Here is a 21,230-nt window from a genome sequence, read left to right as displayed (position 1 = left end):
ACATATCAAACTTGAGTCGTTTCTCAAAGATAGGGGAATCAAAACAGTGAGCCATGATTCCCTATAAATCAATGGACATTAATTGGGACATGAGCAAATGAATAGTCGGTTACTGGCTTTGGTTGTCTGGATAGGCACGTTATGGATGCTGCCAGTACAAACTCTTCCTTTAAGTTATTCTACTGCCAGACTTTTTGCTCAACAGCAAGCTTCCCAGTTGTCTCAAGAGCAATTGCAAAAGCTTGCTGTGTCTATTACTGTCAAAATTATCTCTGGAGAAAAGGGCGGTTCAGGGATATTGATTCAGAAAGAAGGTCAGTTATATACAGTTCTCACAAGTCAACACGTTCTGGAAGTCGGCAAACCACATCTGATCCACACACCTGATGGTCGAAATTATCCAGCAGAGTTGGTGAAGAATGTTAATTATGATAACAAAGATTTGGTTCTATTACAGTTTCGTGCTACGAGTAATTATACCGTAGCCTCTTTAGGAAATTCATCAACCTTAAAAGAAGGTGATGAAGTGTTTGCCGCTGGGTTTCCCTTTGAAGATGATTCATCAGTATCAAGGCAGCTGATGACAAGAAGTGGACGTGTTTCCCTATTGCTAGAACGCTCTTTGAAGGGGGGATACCGGATTGGATATACTAACGAAATAGAAAAGGGCATGAGCGGCGGACCTGTGCTAAGTCGTGAAGGTAAAGTCATTGGTATCAATGGTATTCATGCTCAACCCTTGTGGGGTGATCCCTATGTGTATGAAGATGGTTCTCAGCCGAATGATGCTTTACGCCAGCGAATGAAACGATCTAGTTGGGGAGTTCCCATTGAGACATTAACTCAATTCGACCCTCCAATTATTCCACCACAAGTCCCGCAACAAACAACCACGGTTACCAAAACAACAGGTAATTCTACACCTCTAGTCGCAAGTCTGGTAGACAAAATTGCCAAAGACATTACAGTGTTGATGACTTGGGAAAGCAGTCATGGTTCGGGAGTGATTGTTGCAAATCAAGGTAACACATATTACGTCCTCACCGCTGGTCATGTGGCGCGAGGTAAAAAGGACTTAAAAATTGTTACCCCAGATGGTCAGCAGTATTCAGTAAACACAAGCACAATTAAAACTTGGGAAGGGACAGATTTAGCTCTGTTGCAGTTCACCAGCAACCAAACTTATCAAGTAGCAACCCTCGCTGACTATGACTTGGAAAATGAAGACAGAATTGTTTTCGTGTCTGGGATGACTGCTTCAAAAGATGATACCACACAACCAAGCCGTCAGTTTAGTGCTGGATTGCTCTACGGAGGAGGACTTGAACGTGCCAAGGATTCTCGTTCTTTTTCTTTTGGTTATGAACTGGTTTATACTAATTCTACTGACAAAGGTATGAGTGGCAGCCCAGTGTTAGATAGCTTGGGTCGAGTGCTTGGAATTCATACAGCAGCCGAAGGAGAACCAACGTTAATTAAACAGAAGACTGGTGAAGAACGGGAAATTCAACTAGGTTATAGTTTAGGTGTGCCAATTCGTACCTTTTTGGCATTAGTACAGCAGGAGAAGTTAGGACTGAACTTCAAAAAACATACGACTTTGCCGCCGCGATTGAGCGCTCCACAACAAGATGCAATTATTACATCTGCTCTGAATGTCGCGTCACCAGGAAACAACTCTGATGAATTTGAGTGGCTGAGTTATGGGAATAAATTATTGCGATCGCAAAAATATGAAAAAGCAGTAGATGCTTTTGACAAAGCCATTCAAATCAAGCCAGACTTGTATCAAGGCTGGTATGCACGCGGACGCGCACAACGTCTACAGCAAAAATATAAAGACGCCTTAGAATCTTTCAAGAAAGCAACAATATACCGTCCAACATACGATCCAGCTTGGCGTGAACTTGGCGATACATTTTTCGCCTTGAATCGATACGAAGAAGCACGCAAAGCCCTAGAAAAAGTCATTTCACTCAAGCCAGACGAGTTTATAGCTTATCGAGGATTATGTAATGTTTTGGGCGAGTTAGGAAATTATCTTAAAGCGATAAAAGCTTGCGATCAAGCAATTAAAATTAATCCCCAGCCTTTGCAGTACATTCTTCGAGGTGAAACCCGTACCAGTATGGGAGATGTCACCGAAGCCATAAAAGATTTCAACGAAGCTTTACGCCTTCAACCTGACAATCCCTTTGCATATCGACGTCGAGGTATCGCCAGAGCAAGTGAAGAAAATTATCAACAAGCACTTGAAGATTTAAACAAAGCCATTACCCTTGAGCCAGACAATCCCTATACCTACGTTGACCGGGGAATTGTCTACGCTATGATGGGAAACCGAAAGGCATTCACACAAGATTTCGACAAAGCTCTGCGTCTTGAACCTGACTCAGCGACTATTTATAGTCAGCGAGGTACCGCTCGTTCTATTCTGCAAGATGACAAAGGAGCAATTGAAGATTACACCGCAGCCATTCGCCTTGCCCCGCAATCAGCTTATATTTATTACAAAAAGCTGGGCGATGTCCGAACTGCCCAAAAAGATTATAAAATAGCAATTGAAAACTATACCGAAGCAATACGCTTAGAACCTAACTATGCCACCGCTTACGTGAGCCGAGGCACTGTTCACGCTATAATGGGTTCGCAACAAGGATTTACAGAAGATTTCAACACAGCTTTGGGTTTCCAGCCCGATAACGCTTGGTTCTACAGTACACGAGGAAACGCTCGGTTTCTCCTCAAAGACAATAAAGGAGCAATTGAAGATTACAACAAAGCTATTAGTCTTTTTCCTCAACTGGCATATCTATATTATGCGTTCCGGGGTAACGCCCGCCAAGAACAAAAAGACTATCAAGGAGCGATCGCAGATTACAACGAAGCCATTCGCCTCAAACCAGATTTTGCTTTAGCTTACAACAACCGGGGTTTAGTACGTGTACAAGAAGAAGGTAACATAGGAGCGATCGCCCTAAGCAATCAATCGATTCACCTCAACTCTAATATTCCAAGCGTACTGTACATCAATCCAGAGTCTTTACAGAATACTCAGGATACTCAGAAAGATTATGAAAAGGCGATCGCCGATTTTACAGAAGCAATTCGCCTCAAGCCGGACCTTGCCTTAGCCTACAACAACCGGGGTTTAGCACGTTTACACCAAAAAGATGATCAAGGAGCCAAGGAAGATTTAAAGCAAGCGATTCGTCTCAAGCCAAGTCTTGCACAAGCTTACAATAACGAAGCTTTTTCACGTCTTTTGCAAAATTAGATTCTGGCTACCTTAGCACTTTACGGGTTGACTTTTGACGAGTTGACATGATATCGTATATATAATGGAAAAGGTGTGCGCAGGCGAACCCATCTTTTCAAAAGTATTACCACAGTAAACAAAGACAATCAACAAAGAAGTGAGCTTTGTGCTTCAACACTGTAAACACAGTTCGCTTCTTTAATTTTCTCATTCCCATACTCAGCAGCCGTAACGAGAAAAAGGTATTAGTAATATTTGACGTTTGATTCAAAATAAGATTCTGACTACCTTAGCACTTTACGGGTTGACTTTTGACGAGTTGACATGATATCGTATATATAATGGAAAAGGTGTGCGCAGGCGAACCCATCTTTTCAAAAGTATTACCACAGTAAACAAAGACAATCAACAAAGAAGTGGGAGAAGTGGGAGAAGTGGACTTTGTGCTCCAATAGTGTAAACACAGTTCGTTTTGTTGAGTCAGAAATTGGCAAGATTGTTTCTTGAGTGCGTAGGTTTTGGAAATTTATCTATCCCCTTGCAAGCAGTTCTTGAGTAGAGCAAGCGCTTGAGTTGCTCTTGAGGAAAAAAAGGTTTATCCGATATCCGAGTAATATTGATGCCTACCCTAAAAGATTAGGCGATCGCCGATTTTACAGAAGCAATTCGCCTCAAGCCAGACTTTGCCTTAGCTTACAACAACCGGGGTTTAGCACGTTTACACCAAAAAGATGACCAAGGAGCCAAGGAAGATTTAAAGCAAGCCATTCGTCTCAAGCCAAGTCTTGCACAAGCTTACAATAACGAAGCTTTTTCACGTCTTTTGCAAAATTAGATTCTGGCTACCTTAGCACTTTACGGGTTGACTTTTAACGAGTTGACATGATATCGTATAAATAATGGAAAAGGTGTGCGCAGGCAAACCCATCTTTTCAAGAGTATTACCACACTAAACAAAGACAATCAACAAAGAAGCAATCAACAAAGAAGTGAGCTTTATGCTTCAATACTGTAAACACAGTTCGCTTCTTTAATTTTCTCATTCCCATACTCAGCAGCCCTACAAGATTAGGCGATCGCCGATTTTACAGAAGCAATTCGCCTCAAGCCAGACTTTGCCTTAGCTTACAACAACCGGGGTTTAGCACGTTTACACCAAAAAGATGACCAAGGAGCCAAGGAAGATTTAAAGCAAGCCATTCGTCTCAAGCCAAGTCTTGCACAAGCTTACAATAACGAAGCTTTTTCACGTCTTTTGCAAAATTAGATTCTGACTACCTTAGCACTTTACGGGTTGACTTTTGACGAGTTGACATGATATCGTATCAATAATGGAAAAGGTGTGCGCAGGCGAACCCATCTTTTCAAGAGTATTACCACACTAAACAAAGACAATGAATGAAGAAGTGGGAGCTTCCTTTTAGGCGTTCCCATGTTGAGCATGGAACGAGAAATTCTGAAATAATTCACCAACGAACCACCCGCCAAAGATTAATAGTTCCATCAGCACAACCACTGACAAGGATATTGCCATTCGGACTAAAAGCAAGAGAAGTGACTTCTTTAGAATGACCTTTGAGAGTACGAATTTCTCTTTTTGTTGTGACATCCCATAGTTTGATAGTATGGTCACTACTACCACTAGCAAGGATTTTACCATCTGAGGTAAAGGCAACAGAATTCACGGAGTAAGAATGCCCAACGAAGGTATAGATTTCCTGTCCGGTTGCGATATCCCAGAGTTTGATTGTGTTGTCAGCACTGCTACTAGCAAGAATTCCTACTAGTCCTTCCTTGCTTAGGGGCGACTCAGAAAGGATTGGACTAATAGCGACAGATCGAATCGGTTGAGAATGTCCTTTGAAAGTTCTGATGACTTGTTTGTTTTTTAAATTCCATAGTTTAATGGTTTTATCCTCACTACCACTTGCAAGAGTTTGTCCATTAGGACCAAAAGCAACAGATTTGACTGCACTAGAATGTGAGTTTAGGGTAGCGATTTCATTTCCTGATGGCAATTCCCATAGTTTGATAGTACCATCAAAACTGCCACTTGCAAGCATCTTGCTATCTGGACTAATAGCAACCGACTCAACCAAACTTGAATGCCCATAAAGAGTACGAATTTCTTGTCCGGTGACGAGATTCCACAGTTTAATTGTATTGTGACCGTTGCCATTAGCGACAATACGACCATCAGGACTGGTGGCGACAGAATAAACCGAAGCAGCATTTCCCTCAATAGTGACGATTTCCTTTCCAGTTGTCAAATTCCACAATTTAAGTGTCGTGTCAAAACTGCCACTAGCAAGAGTGATACCATTAGAAGTAGAACTGACAGCAACAGAAGTCACTACATTGGAATGCCCATTGAGGGTTTTCATGAGGAAATTATTTTCCGCTGTCAGGTTTAAGGGATAGAAACTGTTTATATACCAAAATCCCCCAAATCCCAACAATATAATCGCAGTACCTGCTAAAAGTCTTCTTCTCAGCGTCGGTGACTGCGGGGATGGTAACTGAGGTGCCAAGTCTATGAGGACTTCATCCGCTGACTGATAACGCTCTTGAATATCTTTCTTAAGAAGCTTATCGAAAATCTCAGCTAAATCTTGACTGATTGGACGTTTCAAATATTGCTGCCAAGAACTAACCCAGCTGTAGCCGTTTTCTGCCCAAAGAGCACCAGGCGAAACTCCAGAAATCAAGTGAAAACACGTAGCTCCTAAGCTAAATAAATCGCTGGCTGGATGAGCTTCACCATCTTGTAATTGTTCTAGAGGGCTATACCCACGTGTACCAATAGTCGTCCCCGGTTTAGTCCGTACTGTTGCGCTTAGCTGCTTCGAGGCACCAAAATCAATCAGGACAAGTTCCTCTTTTGTTTCTCTTCTCTTGTGCCCACTTACTGAGGAATAATTTGACCTGATTGTGAACTGGGGTTCAGCAAATCTGCGCATAATATTTTGTGGCTTGATGTCCCGATGAATGACTCCACGCTCATGAATAAACTTGAGAACTGGTAGCAAATCGAGCAACAGTTGCCGAATTTTTGTTTCGTGATATGTTCCCTGTTGTCGCAACTCTTTGAGCAAAGTCTGTCCATCAATAAACTCTTGTACTAAATACAAATAATTATCTTCTTCAAAGTAAGCTAGCAAAGTCGGAATCTGGGAATGTTTTCCGAGTTCTTGCAACCGTTGAGCCTCTTGCTGGAATGACTCAACCGCTTTCTTCAAAGCCCATGTTCCTTGAACTTTCGGTGCGAGTTGCTTGACAACGCAGGGTTCCTTGAGCTTATCTACATCTTCTGCCAAATAAGTTCTACCAAATCCACCTTCATCTGAAAGCACCTGAATGATACGATAGTGACCTCTCAAAAGCGGTATCAGTGGTGCTCCGCAACTCTGGCAATTCGTTATCCTATCAGGATTGAGAGGATTTAGACAATCGGGATTAAGGCAGCAGAGCATCGTCTGGCAAGCGTGACTGTGCTGCCATCTATCATATTACATCCAAAAATTTTCCGGGTGAAAATTGTTAAATTTCTGAGAATGATGACTCTTTTAAAATTATTTTCTTGAGAAGATTAGCAATAAGATGATGAATTGAGGCTATGATTTTACACAAAACTAACGGGGCGATCGCCAAATCTTGATGATATTATCAGCACTACCACCACTGGCGATCGCCTTTCCATCTGGACTCACAGCGACAGAGTAAATATACCCTGAATCTTTTTTTAAGGTGCGAATTTCCTGTCCTGTTACCGGATTCCAAAGTTTAATAGTGTTGTCATTGCTACCACTGACAAGAATCACTTTATTGGTTGTTTGATCATTATCTGTACTTAGCAGATATTTGATAGAATTTACTTTGTCAGAATGCCCGATCAGCGTCTGAGTAACCTCTCCTGTCACCAGATTCCAAACTTTGATAGAGTTGTCCTTACTGCTACTCGCAAGATTGAGGTTATCAGGAGCGAAGGCGATGCAAAGAACCATCTCAGAATGTCCTTCAAAAGTACGAATTTCTTTTTGTGTTGCGAGGTTCCAAAGTTTAATAGTCTTGTCCCAACTTCCACTTGCAAGAGTCGTACCATCTGGGCTGAAGGCGACAGATGCAACTGCTTTAGAATGTCCCTTAAAAGTGTAAATTTCTTGACTAGTTTCCAGGTTCCAAAGTTTAATAGTCTTATCCAGACTTCCACTAGCAAGAGTTTTGCCATCTGGGCTAAAAGCGATAGAAGAAACTCCAGCAGCATGCCCTTTTAAAATACCAATTTCCTCTCCTGTTTCTACATTCCACAGTCTAATGGTTTTGTCTGCACTACCACTAGCAAGAATTTTGCCATCAACAGAGAAAGCGACAGTCCAAATCCATTCTGAGTGTCCCTTAAAAGTACGAATTTCTTGTTGGTTCGCCAAATTCCATATTTTTATTGTATTATCATCACTACCACTAGCAAGAGTTTTGCCATCAACAGAAAAGGCGACAGAATTCACATCGCTGGAATGTCCCTTTAAGGTGTTGGGTGAATCAGAATCCTCCAAGGTTTTGTTTATAGGTTGACTTAGGTTGGAAGGCTTGGGGATGACTAGTGGTTGAGAGTATGAATACCAAACTCCTCCCAATCCCAACAGCACAATACCAGCACTGACTAACAGATGTTTCTTGCGCTGAGTATCTAGTGGTAATGACGCCAATACCTGAGATGTTCGACTAACAGAAATAAAGGTTGAGGATATTGGTTGTGACGACTGACGCAATACATCCTTAAGAACTTCATCAGCCGATTGATAACGCTGTTGGATATCAATTCTTAATAGCTTATCTAAGACATTACCCAATTTTAGACATTCTGAGATTGTTCCACCTTGACTTTGTTGGTTTAAATATCGCCGCCAATGAGTCACCCAGCTATAGCCATTTTGCATCCATAGTTTAGATGGAACAATCCCAGTCAACAAATGAAAACAAGTTGCACCCAAGCTAAATAAATCACTGGCTGGATAAGCCTTTCCATCTTGCATCTGTTCGATTGGGGTATAACCGTGTGAACCAATAGCCGTACCGATTTTAGTCTGCACAGTTGCACTCAGCTGCTTTGAGGCTCCAAAATCAATCAGCACTAATCGTCTATCACTATCACGGCGGATAATGTTTTGTGGCTTAATATCTCGATGAATGACTCCACGTTTGTGGATAAACTCAAGAACAGGTAGTAAATCCAGCAAAAATTCTCGAATTTTGCTTTCGTTGTAAAGTCCCTTTTTATGCAATTCTTGTAGTAAATTTTGCCCATCAATATATTGCTGCACCAAAAACAGGTAATTATTCTGTTCAAAGTAAGCCAAGAGTGTGGGAATTTGATGGTGTTCTCCCAACTGCTGTAATTGTTTTGCTTCTTCTTTAAAAAGCTCAACTGCCTTCTTTAAAGCCAAAGTTTCTTGGATTTTGGGTGCGAATTGCTTCACAACACAAGGTTCATTGAGTTTATCTACATCTTCTGCTAGATAAGTTTTGCCAAATCCCCCTTCATCAGACAATACCTTGATAACACGATAACGACCCCTCAACAAAGGAATCAATGGTGTATTGCAACTTCGGCATAGTTGGTTATCGTCTGGATTTAAAGGATTCGGGCAATCGGGATTCAGGCAGCACAGCATACTGGGAATCCATTTGCAGTTGGAGTATATATTAAGGTTAAGCGATGCAGTATCTTCCTACTATTTTTTCTGTGATTTCGTAAGATTGTCATATTAGATAAACGCTAGTACGTTAGTTGTCAACTCACTATTTTACAATTTAGGTGATTTTAGGGCATTTTGCTTGAGCGATACGCTTAGATGTCCTTGTGAGCGTAAATTATACCATTTACAGATTTCATTTTTATTTGCATATTTTCCGGGTTTGTACAATTGGCTTATGTATTATAAGACAAACGTTTCAGTGATTACAAAAAACCAGTAATCTTTGTAACGAGCAACACAATTTTGATGATTTATCTTCTTGAAAAAGTTCTCAACTCTAGTCTTCGTAACCTCAATAATTTCAGGAACATTATTCCTCTTGATTGAGTCTCACTCCCGAACCACCAGAATAATACTTATTTTTTAACCTCAGAAGCGTTCTGGAAAACTAAACACAGGAGTAAATTATTACAGGTAATCTTGGAACGGGAAGAAAGTAAGAGAGTTTAGGTTGTTTGTGATACAAAGTATAAAAATTGTGATAAAAGTTTATTAACTGATACTACCAAACCGCCAGAAGAAGATCTCTAATTTTAAGTAGGCGTCATGAACTGGGTACACCAAAACACATGAAAGTATATCTTTTCTTCTGAGTTCTGAGTTGAGAAAAAAGTCTGCTCACCAAGCATGTTGAAATAGAAGGTATTAGATTGCATTGAGCAAAAGACAATGAGGAGTGAATTATGGCAAGAAAAAATAATAAATATTACAGGGATAGATTAGAATTTGTTTTAATTTGTTGTATGAGCAGTAGTTTGTTGATCACAAGTTATGCTCTGCCTATTAGCGTTTTAGCAAATCCACTACACTCTAGACACTTTATAATTGCCAAACCACCAGATGAAAGACAACCAGAAGCTGTAGAAAAAGGAATTGAGCAAATTCCTGTGACTCAACCGCCTGTATCTCAAAAACGAAAAGAGTCTATTGAGTCACCTTTAGCGCCTGCTTCGACACCGACAGCAACTGGTACGACTCCAGCAACCAAACCTGCAGCGACTGTTACTCCTTCGACACCGACAGCAACTGGTACGACTCCAGCAACCAAACCTGCAGCGACTGTTACTCCTTCAACACCGACAGCAACTGGTACGACTCCAGCAACCAAACCTGCAGCGACTGTTACTCCTTCAACACCGACAGCAACTGGTACGACTCCAGCAAACAAACCTGCGGCGACTGTTACTCCTTCGACACCGACAGCAACTGGTACGACTCCAGCAAACAAACCTGCGGCGACTGTTACTCCTTCGACACCGACAGCAACTGGTACAACTCCAGCAACGCAAACTTCAGTTCGTCTCTCTACTCCTCCACCTCAAAGAACTCGTCAGCCAGTCACTGGAGGTTCACCTATTTCTACTTCCATAACACCGACTTTTAGAGAGATTAATTTTGTAGATCTCGCATTTGGTGTTCTAGCCCCAGGTGATTATCAGTCACAAGGTAGATATTTTCATTTCTACCAGTTTGAAGGCAGAGAAAATCAACTTATTCAAATTAGACTCACTGGTAGTGCAGATCAACGTCGTTCAAACAATTTGAGTCTAAATCCTTTCTTGCTTCTACTTGACTCTAATAATCAAGTTCTCTTAAAACGAGGTACTGGTGAAGCAGTAGATAGTCGAGGAGTAAAGGATGCATTTATCTTTGTACGATTACCCGCAAAAGGTATCTACACAATTGCAGTCACTAGTCAAAACCCAAAAGAAAAAGGTCGTTACAGTCTAGCTCTTAGAAATGACAGAGCCAGTTACACTTTAGATCAATCTGGTGAACTGACACTAGAGAAATCTACCCTTAAACAAAATGGAAGCCCTTACAATGTTTCCAAATTTCAAGGGAAAAAAGACCAACTCGTTAGTATCCGTGTAGATAGTATTTTTGAACAGTTTTCTCCTTATGTCGTCTTGCTAAATTCCAAGGGACAAATCGTTGCTTCAGATAGTGACAAAGATGGTAAATACAGTGTACTCATTGATCGTGCTAGACTACCAGCAGATGACACATACTATATAATCGTCATTTCAGCTAATGCACAGGAACGTGGTGCATATCGATTAACACTTTTTTAGGCTCAAATTCCTTTTGAGTGTTAACAAATCATCTTCTCCAACGCCACTTGCAAATCTTGCGTCAAATCATTAACTGCGCCTCTTGCTGCTTGACGACTTGTCTGATAAACTGACCAACGTTGTGTCACTGAAATTGGTTCACCTACCGTTAAGCGTGATTTTCGCCAACCTAACCGAGGGCGCGCAGGATTTTTCTCTCCTTTTATCCGTGCTATAAGGTCGAATAAAATTAAGGACGTTTCTGCAAATCTCTCAAAACTAGGCTTCTGTTGCACATAAGTTCCTGTGACTGCAACAAAACTCTCAGCTAAGCGCATATGTAGCGTCCGCAGAGATGCTTCTTCTGCAATCCAGTCTGCCAAACCACGCTCCATAGGTGATAATGCGTGCAAGTTTGGCAAATCCTTTCTGTAGATATCCTCCCAGCCTGCTGACTCTATTCGGCGACAACGCTCAATCACAGTTCCTTGGCTTTCAAGTCCAAAATACTGCTCGGCTGCTTGTAATGACTTATCTAATACTGTCTGGAGTCGAGTTTCTAGTTCCTGGTTACGACTTGCAGGTGAATTTGTTTGCGTTGTCGCCGGTGTACTTTCGTGGGAAAAGCGAGCGTAAAACTGTTCCATTTGGGAAAGAATATGTTCACCAAGGCGAAAGAGTCGCTCATAGAAAACTTTTTCTCGCTCAACCAGGTTTGATTCACCAATATGCTCCACTTTTAAGCCACAATCAGCTTCTAATTTACCCAAAAGCCAATCTAGTTTTGCCCAAGATGGATTGATGTAGTGATACTGATTGCCTATTGGCACAATAAAAACTTCCTCAGTTCGGTTTGCTTTGAGCAAATCTTCTACACACCAAAAGCCCATGTGAGCAACGCCAGGTTCTAAAGGGCTAACAATTTCACTATGCCCATTCGTTGCGCCTTCAGGAGCTACACTTATTGGTAGTTTAGCATTGGCGAATAAATCCCGCGCTGTCCGCATACCAACCTTATCTAACCGTTTACCTCGATAAATTGGTACGCCCCCTAACCGAGAAAAGAACCAACCAAGCCAATCTCCAGCCCACAGAGTCATTCCCCTGTCATAGAGAAAATGAGAATGAATCGGATACTGTAAGGAAATTCCATTTTGACGAGCAACTTTCGGTACAGTATAGGAGAGTAAATGCATCATGCACAGAGGATCATCTACCTCTGAGTGACGAAATGCTATCAAAAACCGAATTTTGCCAGCTTGGAATTGTTCATATAAATGAACTAGCCTCTCGACATTCACAGTTTCAAGCTGTGTGATACCAGCTGGTAACCACGGTCGAGTCCGAAACCGCAACAAAATAGGCAGCATCCATTTGGTAATATAGTACACAGCAGGGTTAAATTGCTGCGGAATAAACTCTAGGGGCGGTTGAGCTAGTTCAATCGAGTGGGGCAAGGTGGCTCTCCAAGGTGTGTTCTTTAGATACAGAAACTTTAGCGCACTAAAAAACAAGTAAGTCGTCTATCTTAAAACTCCGTAATTCTAGATTAAACTAAACCAGCGTCCCAGAAGAAATGCTAAAACTAAAGTCATAACTGTTGCACTGCACAATTAAAACAGTGAACAGTGAACAGTGAACAGTGAACAATGAACAATGAACAATGAACAGTGATAATTGATAACTGATAACTGATAACTGATAACTGATAACTGATAACTGAATAAATGTTAAAAAGGTCAACAAAACTGCTTACTCCATCTGTACAATTGCCCTTACATGGTAAGCGGATTATCGTTACCGCACCTCGTAATTATGCTGCCAGGTTATCTGGGCAACTTATCAATCAAGGTGGTATGCCGTTTTTGATGCCAACCATCGAAACTTGTTCGCTGGAAAACTTTACAGACTTAGATGCTGCACTGCAACATATCGATGCATTTGATTGGATTGCTTTTACCAGTAGAAACGGTATCGATGCTTTTTTCCAACGTCTAGAAGATTTGGAGATCAACCCTCTTGTCTTGACAAAATGTCGTTTTTGTGCGATAGGATTAGATTCTGAAAGATTAGCAGCTTTGGGAGTCAAGGTCGATTTAGTACCGAAAGAACCCAGCCCAGCAGGAGTGATTGCCCAATTGGCTAAAATTCCGGATATTGCTCAGAAAAATGTTCTTGTCCCTGTTCCAGAAGTTGTAGGCGTTCCGGAACCTGATGTGATTCCAAACTTTATTGCAGGGTTAGAAAAATTGGGCATGAAGGTAACCCGTGTACCGACTTATAGGACGCGGTGTTTAGATAAGGATATCTATGAGGTTGAGTTAAATCTGATTCGGCAAGGCAAAATAGATGTCATTGCCTTTAGTAGTACTGTGGAAGTAGTAGGTTTTTTGCAAATGGTTGACTCAAAAAGAGATTATGAGCATTGTGCGATCGCCTGCTTTGGACCTTACACCGCAGCAAATGCAAAGAAGTTGGGTTTAAATGTCTCAATTGTCGCTCAGGATTATAGTTCATTTGCGGGATTTGCTCTTGCAATCGCTCTTTGGGCACTACAATAACTTTTTGGGATTAAATTCTTCGTACTCACTTGCGACGGTTGGCATATTAAGCTGAATTTGGCAGGCGTTGCGGCGATACGCACATGCGATAAGCCTCTGGCTTATCGCAAAAGTTTGTGATTGATTGACTTTTTTGGTTGATTACTTTGTCCTGCTGTCACATACTCGATTGCGAGATTGATGGTATTTTATTTTTGCACAAACTCCTTTATCCCAATGGCAATACAAGCTATGACACTCAATTTATATTTACTGCGACATGGAGAAACTACTTTTAGTCAAAGTGGCAATTTCTGCGGTGAAACTGATGCGGAGTTGACCTCTGAAGGGATGCAGATGGCAGAGAGTTTTGCCGATGTTTATCAAAAATTGAAGTGGGAAGCGGTTTATGTTAGCCCTCGGAAGCGCACAATTGCAACTGCCAAGCCATTTTGTGATGCTATCGGTATGGATATGCAGTTGCGTGACGGACTTAGAGAAGGTAGTTACGGCGAATGGGAAACTAAGAGTAAATCGTTTGTCCAAGAGAATTATGCAGAAAACTATGTAAAATGGTTGACAGAACCGGCTTGGAATGCACCACTAGGTGGAGAAACTGCGGTAGATATTGCTAACCGTTCTATGCCTGTAATTGCTGAAATTCAAGAAAAACATCCCAAAGGTAATGTTTTAGTAGTTTCCCATAAAGCCACGATTCGGATTATGCTTTGCAGTTTACTAGGAATTGATTTGGGACGCTACCGCTATCGGGTGAATATTTTGGTCGCGTCGGTAAGTATGGTTAAATTTGACGTTAATGGTCCTTTGCTCGAAATATTAGGCGATCGCCATCATATACCCGTGAATATTCGCTCTCGTCCGGGAACATAATAGTCGCTTGCCTCCGTATCAGCAGCATTCAAGTTAAGTGGACAGATAATGATCGTGACTGGAAATAAGCTGTTGTGCATTTATCCATTCCGATCCAATGGGACATTCAGGAACTATCTTAATGAACAAAGAATTGAAACGCGAATGAATCCCCAGCTATAATCTTTGATTTAGCTGGGGTGCGTTCAATTAGTATCAACAGAACAAGATAGAAAGAAACTTTTCTACACCTTTAAGGATAATGCGTGATACTGCTAATAGTAGTGTGAACGCAAGAACGATGAATCCTGAAACTGAGAAACTCATGCAGCAACTAGACCAACAATATGAAGGTGCTGAGATGAAACCTTTGTATACGGCTACAGTGACTGTCACTCCAGGTCAGGCAGGACATGCCCGTATGTCGGGTCATGCTCAAAGTTCGGATGGCTTACTAGACTTAGATCTTGCCTTTCCTACTGAACTAGGGGGACACGGCAAAGGAACCAACCCAGAACAACTTTTTGCCGCTGGCTATGCAGCTTGCTTTCATGGCGCACTTGCGTTAGTTGCTAGCAAAGCAGGAGTTGATGCATCTAAAGCAACGGTTACCTGTGCGGTCACAATTGGTCGAGATCCTGCGGACGGTGGATATATGCTTGCTGCCCAAATGGTGATTAATATTCCAGATACAGAACGCAAGAAGGCTGAACAGATAGTTGCCCAAGCTCATCAACTCTGTCCCTACTCGAAAGCGATTCGTGGGAATATCAATGTGAGAATGACAGTGGTTTGAATCATTCTTACTGGTTGGTGGATTGGGGACAAGATTTGTTGCCAGTTCGTTCCCTCGACCCCCCAGTGGGTTAGAAGCCCCGTTCTCTTGGGACGATTGTGTTGGGCGGGGTTTAAATCCCTGCCCAACACCTGCCCTGTTCCCTGTTCCCTGTTCCCTGTTCCCTGTTCCGTTTCATCAAACCCGGAAAAACTGCGGTGCCTCATTACAAGTAACGGGTTTAGAGTCAACGTTGAAGCGGAAAAATCGCCCAAATTGTCACGCATTTGTCCCCTAGAAATGGAGCCAGCCTTTGTAATGTTTATCTGTGTTGGCGTCACGAATACTCGAAGTAATAAGGCTGGCTCCATTTCTTACGTGTAAGACCTCGTCAACTGGTATACAAAAATCACAACTTTTCATGGGGCGATTTTTCCGGAGGCACCGCAGTTTTTCGCGCTTTATTAGCCCAACCCTGTTGCCTTTAGCTTCCGTTAACCTAGACAATACCGTCGATATCACAAAACCGTAGTCAATTCGCTTCCTCCAGAGATTGTAGTCCCAATTGGGGTGAGGGTGACAGTATTGTCAAATTGAAAAGGAATAACACCGGGTGATGCACCTAACTTAACAGTTAGTGAGTCTAACACTGAGGAAAGTCCTAGATTAGAATCAGTTAGCAATGCATTGCCTAAATTGTTGTTTACGACTTCAAAAGAGTCATTGGGATGAGAATAATTTGTGAGATAATCTTTAATGAAATTACCAAGGGGTATGACATCTTTGAAGGCGCTTGGGTCAATTCCATCGATAAAATCCAAGTTGACGGCGACATCAGCAACACTAGTACCATCAATCGGAAGTAAAATATCTTCTAATTGAAATGAGACAATATCGTTAATATCACCATTGGCTGTGCGGGTAATTGTAGTGTCAAATTGGAAAGGAATAATTTTTGGTGACACATCCAGATTAACGCTTAATGAGTCCAATACCCCAGATAGCCCTATAGTGCTATCATTTAGTAACCCTTGGGTAAGGTCACGATTGAGGACTTCATACAACCCTGCTTCTACTGGATAATTTGCCAAGAAATCTTTAATGTAATTACCGATGGGTATGACATCTTTTAATAAACTTGAGTCAATTCCATCAACATAATCCAAATTAACAGTGACATCGGCAACTATACCACCATCAATTGGAGATGTAACGTCTTCTAAATGAAATGAAACAATATCGTTTATGTCGCCATTTGGGGTACGAGTATTTGTGTTGTCAAATTGGAAAGGAATAATGGCTGGTGCGACGTCAAGATTCACACTTAAAGAGTCTAGCACCTCAGAAAGCCCTAGATTGGAATCAGTTAGCAGTTTCTCGGTGAGATTGCGATTGATGACTTCAAACAAGTCATTGGGATTATTTGGATAATTAGTTAGATAATCTTTGACTTTATCAGCTATAACTCCGACTTCTTTAAAGTCACTAGGGTCTACTCCATCAATATAATCAAGGGTGATGGTGACATTCGCATTCTCTTTATTCGTAACATCAAGCTGGATATTTTTTAACTGAAACGAGACAATATCGTTAATGTCTCCATCTGAGGTACGAGTATTTGTATTATCAAATTGGAAAGGAATAACTTTTGGTTCCACATCCAAATTGACACTTAATGAGTCCAACACTTCAGAAAGCCCTAGATTGGAATCACTTAGCAATTCCTTGGTGAGATTGCGATTGATGACTTCAAACAAGTCATTGGGATTATTTGGATAATTAGTCAGGTAATCTTTGATATTATTAGCAATAGCTACGACATTTTTTAATTCACTTGGGTTCAGCCCATTGATATAATCCAAGTTAACTGTAACATCAGCAACTTCGTTATTCTCCACTTGAAGTCGAATGTCTTCTAACTTAAACGAAACTAAGTTAGATTTGCGTGTTATGCTATCAAAATTGGATTCCTGTGACATAATCTAATTTTTCAAGACAATTTTCGTATTCTCTAATTCGTAAGAATACCAAAGTTTGGGTAACTTTTGATGGGTTTCTAATTCTTTCCCCCTATTCGGGTGCTCCCTGCTCAAGAGCTGCCTATTTGTATCAACCTTAAAGTGAAACGGTATGGAATCACATAAGTTGACATCATTTGTCGCAGCTAGTAGCTTAAATTGAGCGTAAGCGAAACCCAACAAACCCTCAACCATGCCCAAATCCAAAGTCTTCATCACTCGCCACTTTCCAACCAAATTAGAGCAACTGCAAAAGATTGCTACCATTGAAGTCTGGGAAGAACGCCAACCGCCTCCGTATACAGTTTTACTAAAAAAAGTCAAGTCAATTGATGGTTTGCTGTGCTTGCTGACAGACCAGATTGATCAGCAACTGATAGAAGCAGCCGGAACCTCTTTTAAAGTTATTAGCCAAATGGCAGTTGGATACGACAATATTGATATTCCTGCTGCGATCGCACGTAAGATACCAGTTGGTCATACGCCTGGTGTGTTAACAGATGCAACTGCTGACTTGACTTGGGCGTTACTCATGGCTGCTGCACGGCACGTGGTAGAAGCAGACCGATTTGCTCGTGGGGGTCAGTGGAAGACGTGGGAACCAAATTTGTTCCTAGGACCGAACATCACAGGTGCGACTTTAGGGATTGTTGGTTTTGGGCGTATTGGTCAAGCAGTTGCTCGTCGTGCCAAAGGGTTTGACATGAAAGTTTTTTATACCAGCAAACAGCGAAGTGACCAGGAGTTAGAAAAAGATTTAGGTGTGGAGTTTACGGCGTTTGAACATCTGCTGCAAGAGGCAGATTTTGTGACTATTCATACACCATTATCGGATGAAACTTATCATCTTTTTGGCGATCTGCGCTCCGCGCAGCAGCGAAGCTATCGCCAGTTTAAATTGATGAAGCAATCTGCGATTCTCATCAACACAGCGCGAGGAGCAATTGTAGACCCAGAAGCATTATACCAAGCGCTTGCGAATGGTGAAATTGCAGGTGCTGCTATAGATGTCACCGATCCAGAACCGATACCAACAGATAGCCCCTTACTAGACTTAGATAACTTGATTGTTACACCTCATATTGGCAGTGCTAGCCGTCAAACACGAGAAAAAATGGCAAATATGGCGATCGCTAATCTAATTGCTGGGTTGAAAGGAGAGCAATTACCTAATTGTGTCAATCCTGAAGTCTATCTTTAACTTTCAATCGTAGCTTTATTTGGACCGCGTTGTACTAGCCATATTTCTAGGACAATTTCTCCCCATTCTTCCGATGTCATCTATATCGACAAAACGGCACAATCGCAACATCAGGAAAAGTTATTCCTGTCTTGTGTATCAAGAAGCGGAGAAATAAAATGTCTTCATCCAACGCCTTAGTCGTTTTGTCCAACAATTTAGCTGAGATTGTAGAGCAAGTTGGCGGTGCTGTTGTTGCAGTGAACGCCGGTAGGCGTATTTCCCCTAGTGGTATACACTGGCGCAATGGAATTATTGTGACTTCTGATGAGTCACTCCAGCGCTACGACGAAATCACGGTCACTCTATCAAATGGTAGTACTGTACCTGTGACATTCATAGGACATGATTCTACCACTGATGTTGCTGTTTTCAAAATTGAAAATGCAAAAATCCCAGTGGCGAACATCGGCGATGCCAAAACATTAAAAGTTGGTCATCTGGTTTTGGGACTAGGAAGAAGTAGCGAAGGTGACATTCGAGCAGCTATGGGGACAGTGAGTGTTGTCAGTGGTGCTTGGCGGAGTATGACCGGTGGAAATATAGACCAGTTCATCCGTCCAGACATCACGCTTTACCCTGGCTTTGCAGGTGGACCACTCATAGATGCTGCGGGTTTAGTGGTAGGTATGAACACATCGGGACGACGTGGTACTGCTCTGACTATCCCAGCTTCTACAGTCAATCGGGTGATTGACCAACTTTTGGCAAAAGGACATATTGCACGCGGCTACCTGGGTTTAGGGATGCAACCTGTACGCTTACCAAACAACCTGAGAACAGCACTCAATATAACTTCTGTTGGTGGGGTAATTGTCGTTAATGTAGAGTCAAATGGACCAGCTGACAAGGCTGGTGTGTTGATTGGAGATGTATTGGTTACTTTTGATGGAACTCCTGTGGATGATACAGGTGATGTGTTAGCACTTTTGAACAGTGGCGATCAGGTTGGAAAAACTGTCAAAGTTCAGGTTATCCGAGGTGGTGTGTTAGTTGAGTTAGCGATACTAATTGGCGAACGAACTGCAACAGATGAGTGATACCAATTCAAAATTCCACGCTTCAAAAGTAAAACATGAGTACTGCAACAATGACACGCTTAAGTAATGAATTAGCATTGGTAGCTGAAAATCTGCGCAAGGTAACTGTGAAAGTGCGTAGTAGTTCTTTTGGAAGTGGTTCTGGTGTTATCTGGCGATCGCCTAAGGGCAGTAGTTTAATTATTACCAATGCCCATGTCGCTACTAACAACAAAGCAACTGTGGAACTGTGGAATGGACAAGTCTTTGAGGCTGTACGTACTAATATAGACCCAACTAAGGATTTAGCTGCTCTGAAAATTGACGCGACTGACTTACCTACTGCAACTATCGGTGATTCGGATGCTTTACGAGTGGGAGAATTTGTCTTAGCAGTCGGGAATCCTTTTGGTGATAGTGGTGCTGTGACAAGCGGGATTATCCACGCCAATCACCAGCGTGTGGTGATGGCTGATATTCGTCTGTTTCCTGGTAATTCTGGTGGTCCACTTGCTGACTGTCTTGGACGAGTCATTGGGATTAACACTATGATTGTAAACGGTTTGGCCATAGCAATACCAAGCCCTGCCGTAGAACGTTTTTTGCATGGAAATCGTCAAAAGCTTGGTGTGACTTTGCAACCTGTATTAGTAAATGCAACCAACAAACGCAGCTTGGGTTTATTGGTGTTATCGGTTAATTCTGGAAGTGCTGCTGAAGCTGCTGGTGTGCTTGTTGGCGATGTCCTTATTGGAGTCTCTGGAAAATTGTTTACCAGTCCTCATGATTTAAATAACTATCTTGAACACACCAACAATAGCGAACCACTACCGTTGCAAATCTTGCGTGGCGGACAAAAATTAGTTTGTCAGGTAGCAACAGTAGTCAGTTCTGATGCATTTAATTTGTATACAACGAAAGACTAGACCAATTGCTCGCACTGATTTTCTTCTTTTTGAATTTTGAATTTTAAATTTTGGATTGTTTATGATTCGGGTGTTTGTAGTTGCGGCTTCCCCAGTGGTGCGGGCTGGATTGTCAGCTGTTGTAGCGACGAGTTCCAAACTCACAGTTGTAGGTAGTGCATCAGATTTGGATACATTTACTAAGGAATTTGAGCAACTACAACCCGATGTCGTGCTGCTGGATGTGAGTGGTCATTTTCAAGAATTAGTCTGGGAAAAATTGCTCTCCTCACAGCAGCCATACCCATTTGCAATCATTATTCTTACTGATGAACTCGATAGTATAAACTTTGAAGCAGCGCTGCGTGCTGGTGTACGCAGCATATTGCCAAGTATCAGTACAGAGTCGGAAATTGTCGCGGCTGTTGAGGCGATCGCCCTTGGACTAGTCGTGCTGCACTCTGATACTATCGAGTCTGTGCTTCCTTTTAAAGAATCGAGTGTGCGGGAGAAAGATACTTCACCTGTTGTCCAAGCGCTGACACCACGAGAAATAGAAGTTTTGCAGATGCTTGGTTCTGGATTGGGTAATAAGGCGATCGCCAAACGTTTAAATATCTCCGAACATACTGTTAAGTTTCATGTCTCATCTATTTTTCAAAAGCTCAGTGTCTCGACACGTACAGAAGCCGTAACTGTTGGTGTAAGGTTAGGTTTAATCATGCTGTGAGACGACTTCTATCAGTTATCAGTTATCAGTTTGAAGAAGTATTCAGTATTGCTGAATCCAGAAT

The 21,230-nt window shown here is 41.8% G+C and carries 15 protein-coding genes; 11 read left to right on the top strand and 4 right to left on the bottom strand.

Features of this window, described 5'->3' with window-relative positions:
- Positions 1 to 97 precede the first annotated feature (97 nt).
- The 3 genes from DP117_RS10270 (at position 98) to DP117_RS36930 (ending at position 4,526) form a co-directional block, all read left to right on the top strand.
- On the top strand, positions 98 to 3,277 hold the full coding sequence (locus DP117_RS10270; RefSeq protein ID WP_211176023.1) for a serine protease: 3,180 nt from the start codon (positions 98 to 100) through the stop codon (positions 3,275 to 3,277).
- A 625-nt stretch (positions 3,278 to 3,902) separates the two neighbouring features.
- The gene (locus DP117_RS36935; protein ID WP_169218239.1) at positions 3,903 to 4,094 is read left to right on the top strand and encodes a tetratricopeptide repeat protein; all 192 of its coding nucleotides are present in this window, start codon (positions 3,903 to 3,905) and stop codon (positions 4,092 to 4,094) included.
- 240 nt (positions 4,095 to 4,334) lie between these two features.
- The gene (locus DP117_RS36930; RefSeq protein ID WP_169218239.1) at positions 4,335 to 4,526 is read left to right on the top strand and encodes a tetratricopeptide repeat protein; all 192 of its coding nucleotides are present in this window, start codon (positions 4,335 to 4,337) and stop codon (positions 4,524 to 4,526) included.
- A 199-nt stretch (positions 4,527 to 4,725) separates the two neighbouring features.
- On the opposite strand, the gene DP117_RS10255 is transcribed toward DP117_RS36930, so the two are convergent.
- Positions 4,726 to 6,732 (bottom strand): serine/threonine-protein kinase, encoded by a 2,007-nt coding sequence (locus tag DP117_RS10255; RefSeq protein ID WP_169218215.1) that lies wholly within the window; start codon positions 6,730 to 6,732, stop codon positions 4,726 to 4,728.
- A 159-nt stretch (positions 6,733 to 6,891) separates the two neighbouring features.
- Positions 6,892 to 8,931, bottom strand: a complete 2,040-nt coding sequence (locus DP117_RS10250) for a serine/threonine-protein kinase (protein WP_169218214.1) — start codon at positions 8,929 to 8,931, stop codon at positions 6,892 to 6,894.
- Between the two features lie 767 nt (positions 8,932 to 9,698).
- On the opposite strand from DP117_RS10250, the gene DP117_RS10245 reads away from it, so the two are divergent.
- Positions 9,699 to 11,090 (top strand): peptidase, encoded by a 1,392-nt coding sequence (locus DP117_RS10245; protein WP_169218213.1) that lies wholly within the window; start codon positions 9,699 to 9,701, stop codon positions 11,088 to 11,090.
- A gap of 20 nt (positions 11,091 to 11,110) precedes the next feature.
- Here the strand turns inward: DP117_RS10245 and DP117_RS10240 are convergent, their stop codons facing one another.
- Positions 11,111 to 12,526, bottom strand: coding sequence for a 1-acyl-sn-glycerol-3-phosphate acyltransferase (locus DP117_RS10240; protein ID WP_169218212.1), 1,416 nt, complete (start codon positions 12,524 to 12,526; stop codon positions 11,111 to 11,113).
- Between the two features lie 270 nt (positions 12,527 to 12,796).
- On the opposite strand from DP117_RS10240, the gene DP117_RS10235 reads away from it, so the two are divergent.
- From DP117_RS10235 to DP117_RS10225, 3 genes are all read left to right on the top strand, one after another.
- On the top strand, positions 12,797 to 13,630 hold the full coding sequence (locus DP117_RS10235; RefSeq protein WP_169218211.1) for a uroporphyrinogen-III synthase: 834 nt from the start codon (positions 12,797 to 12,799) through the stop codon (positions 13,628 to 13,630).
- Positions 13,631 to 13,861: 231 nt separating this feature from the next.
- A complete protein-coding gene (locus DP117_RS10230; RefSeq protein ID WP_169218210.1) occupies positions 13,862 to 14,500 on the top strand; it encodes a histidine phosphatase family protein in 639 nt (212 codons plus the stop codon).
- Positions 14,501 to 14,780: 280 nt separating this feature from the next.
- Complete coding sequence (locus DP117_RS10225; RefSeq protein WP_169218209.1) at positions 14,781 to 15,275, top strand: organic hydroperoxide resistance protein; 495 nt, start codon at positions 14,781 to 14,783, stop codon at positions 15,273 to 15,275.
- A 497-nt stretch (positions 15,276 to 15,772) separates the two neighbouring features.
- Here the strand turns inward: DP117_RS10225 and DP117_RS10220 are convergent, their stop codons facing one another.
- Complete coding sequence (locus DP117_RS10220; protein WP_169218208.1) at positions 15,773 to 17,233, bottom strand: hypothetical protein; 1,461 nt, start codon at positions 17,231 to 17,233, stop codon at positions 15,773 to 15,775.
- A 232-nt stretch (positions 17,234 to 17,465) separates the two neighbouring features.
- Between DP117_RS10220 and DP117_RS10215 the strand changes: the two genes are divergently transcribed.
- The 4 genes from DP117_RS10215 to DP117_RS10200 all read left to right on the top strand — a co-directional run bounded on the left by DP117_RS10215 (position 17,466) and on the right by DP117_RS10200 (position 21,166).
- The gene (locus DP117_RS10215) at positions 17,466 to 18,473 is read left to right on the top strand and encodes a D-glycerate dehydrogenase (protein WP_169218207.1); all 1,008 of its coding nucleotides are present in this window, start codon (positions 17,466 to 17,468) and stop codon (positions 18,471 to 18,473) included.
- A 158-nt stretch (positions 18,474 to 18,631) separates the two neighbouring features.
- Entirely contained in the window at positions 18,632 to 19,552 is a 921-nt protein-coding gene (locus DP117_RS10210) for a trypsin-like peptidase domain-containing protein (protein ID WP_169218206.1), read from the top strand.
- A 35-nt stretch (positions 19,553 to 19,587) separates the two neighbouring features.
- A complete protein-coding gene (locus DP117_RS10205; RefSeq protein ID WP_169218205.1) occupies positions 19,588 to 20,457 on the top strand; it encodes a trypsin-like peptidase domain-containing protein in 870 nt (289 codons plus the stop codon).
- 61 nt (positions 20,458 to 20,518) lie between these two features.
- Complete coding sequence (locus DP117_RS10200; RefSeq protein ID WP_169218204.1) at positions 20,519 to 21,166, top strand: response regulator transcription factor; 648 nt, start codon at positions 20,519 to 20,521, stop codon at positions 21,164 to 21,166.
- Positions 21,167 to 21,230: the final 64 nt, after the last annotated feature.

It is taken from the genome of Brasilonema sp. UFV-L1 (genome assembly GCF_012912105.1).
Taxonomy (GTDB): Bacteria; Cyanobacteriota; Cyanobacteriia; order Cyanobacteriales; family Nostocaceae; genus Brasilonema.
The sequence above is the reverse complement of the archived record's forward strand: the minus strand, read 5'-3'. Positions and strand labels throughout refer to the sequence as shown.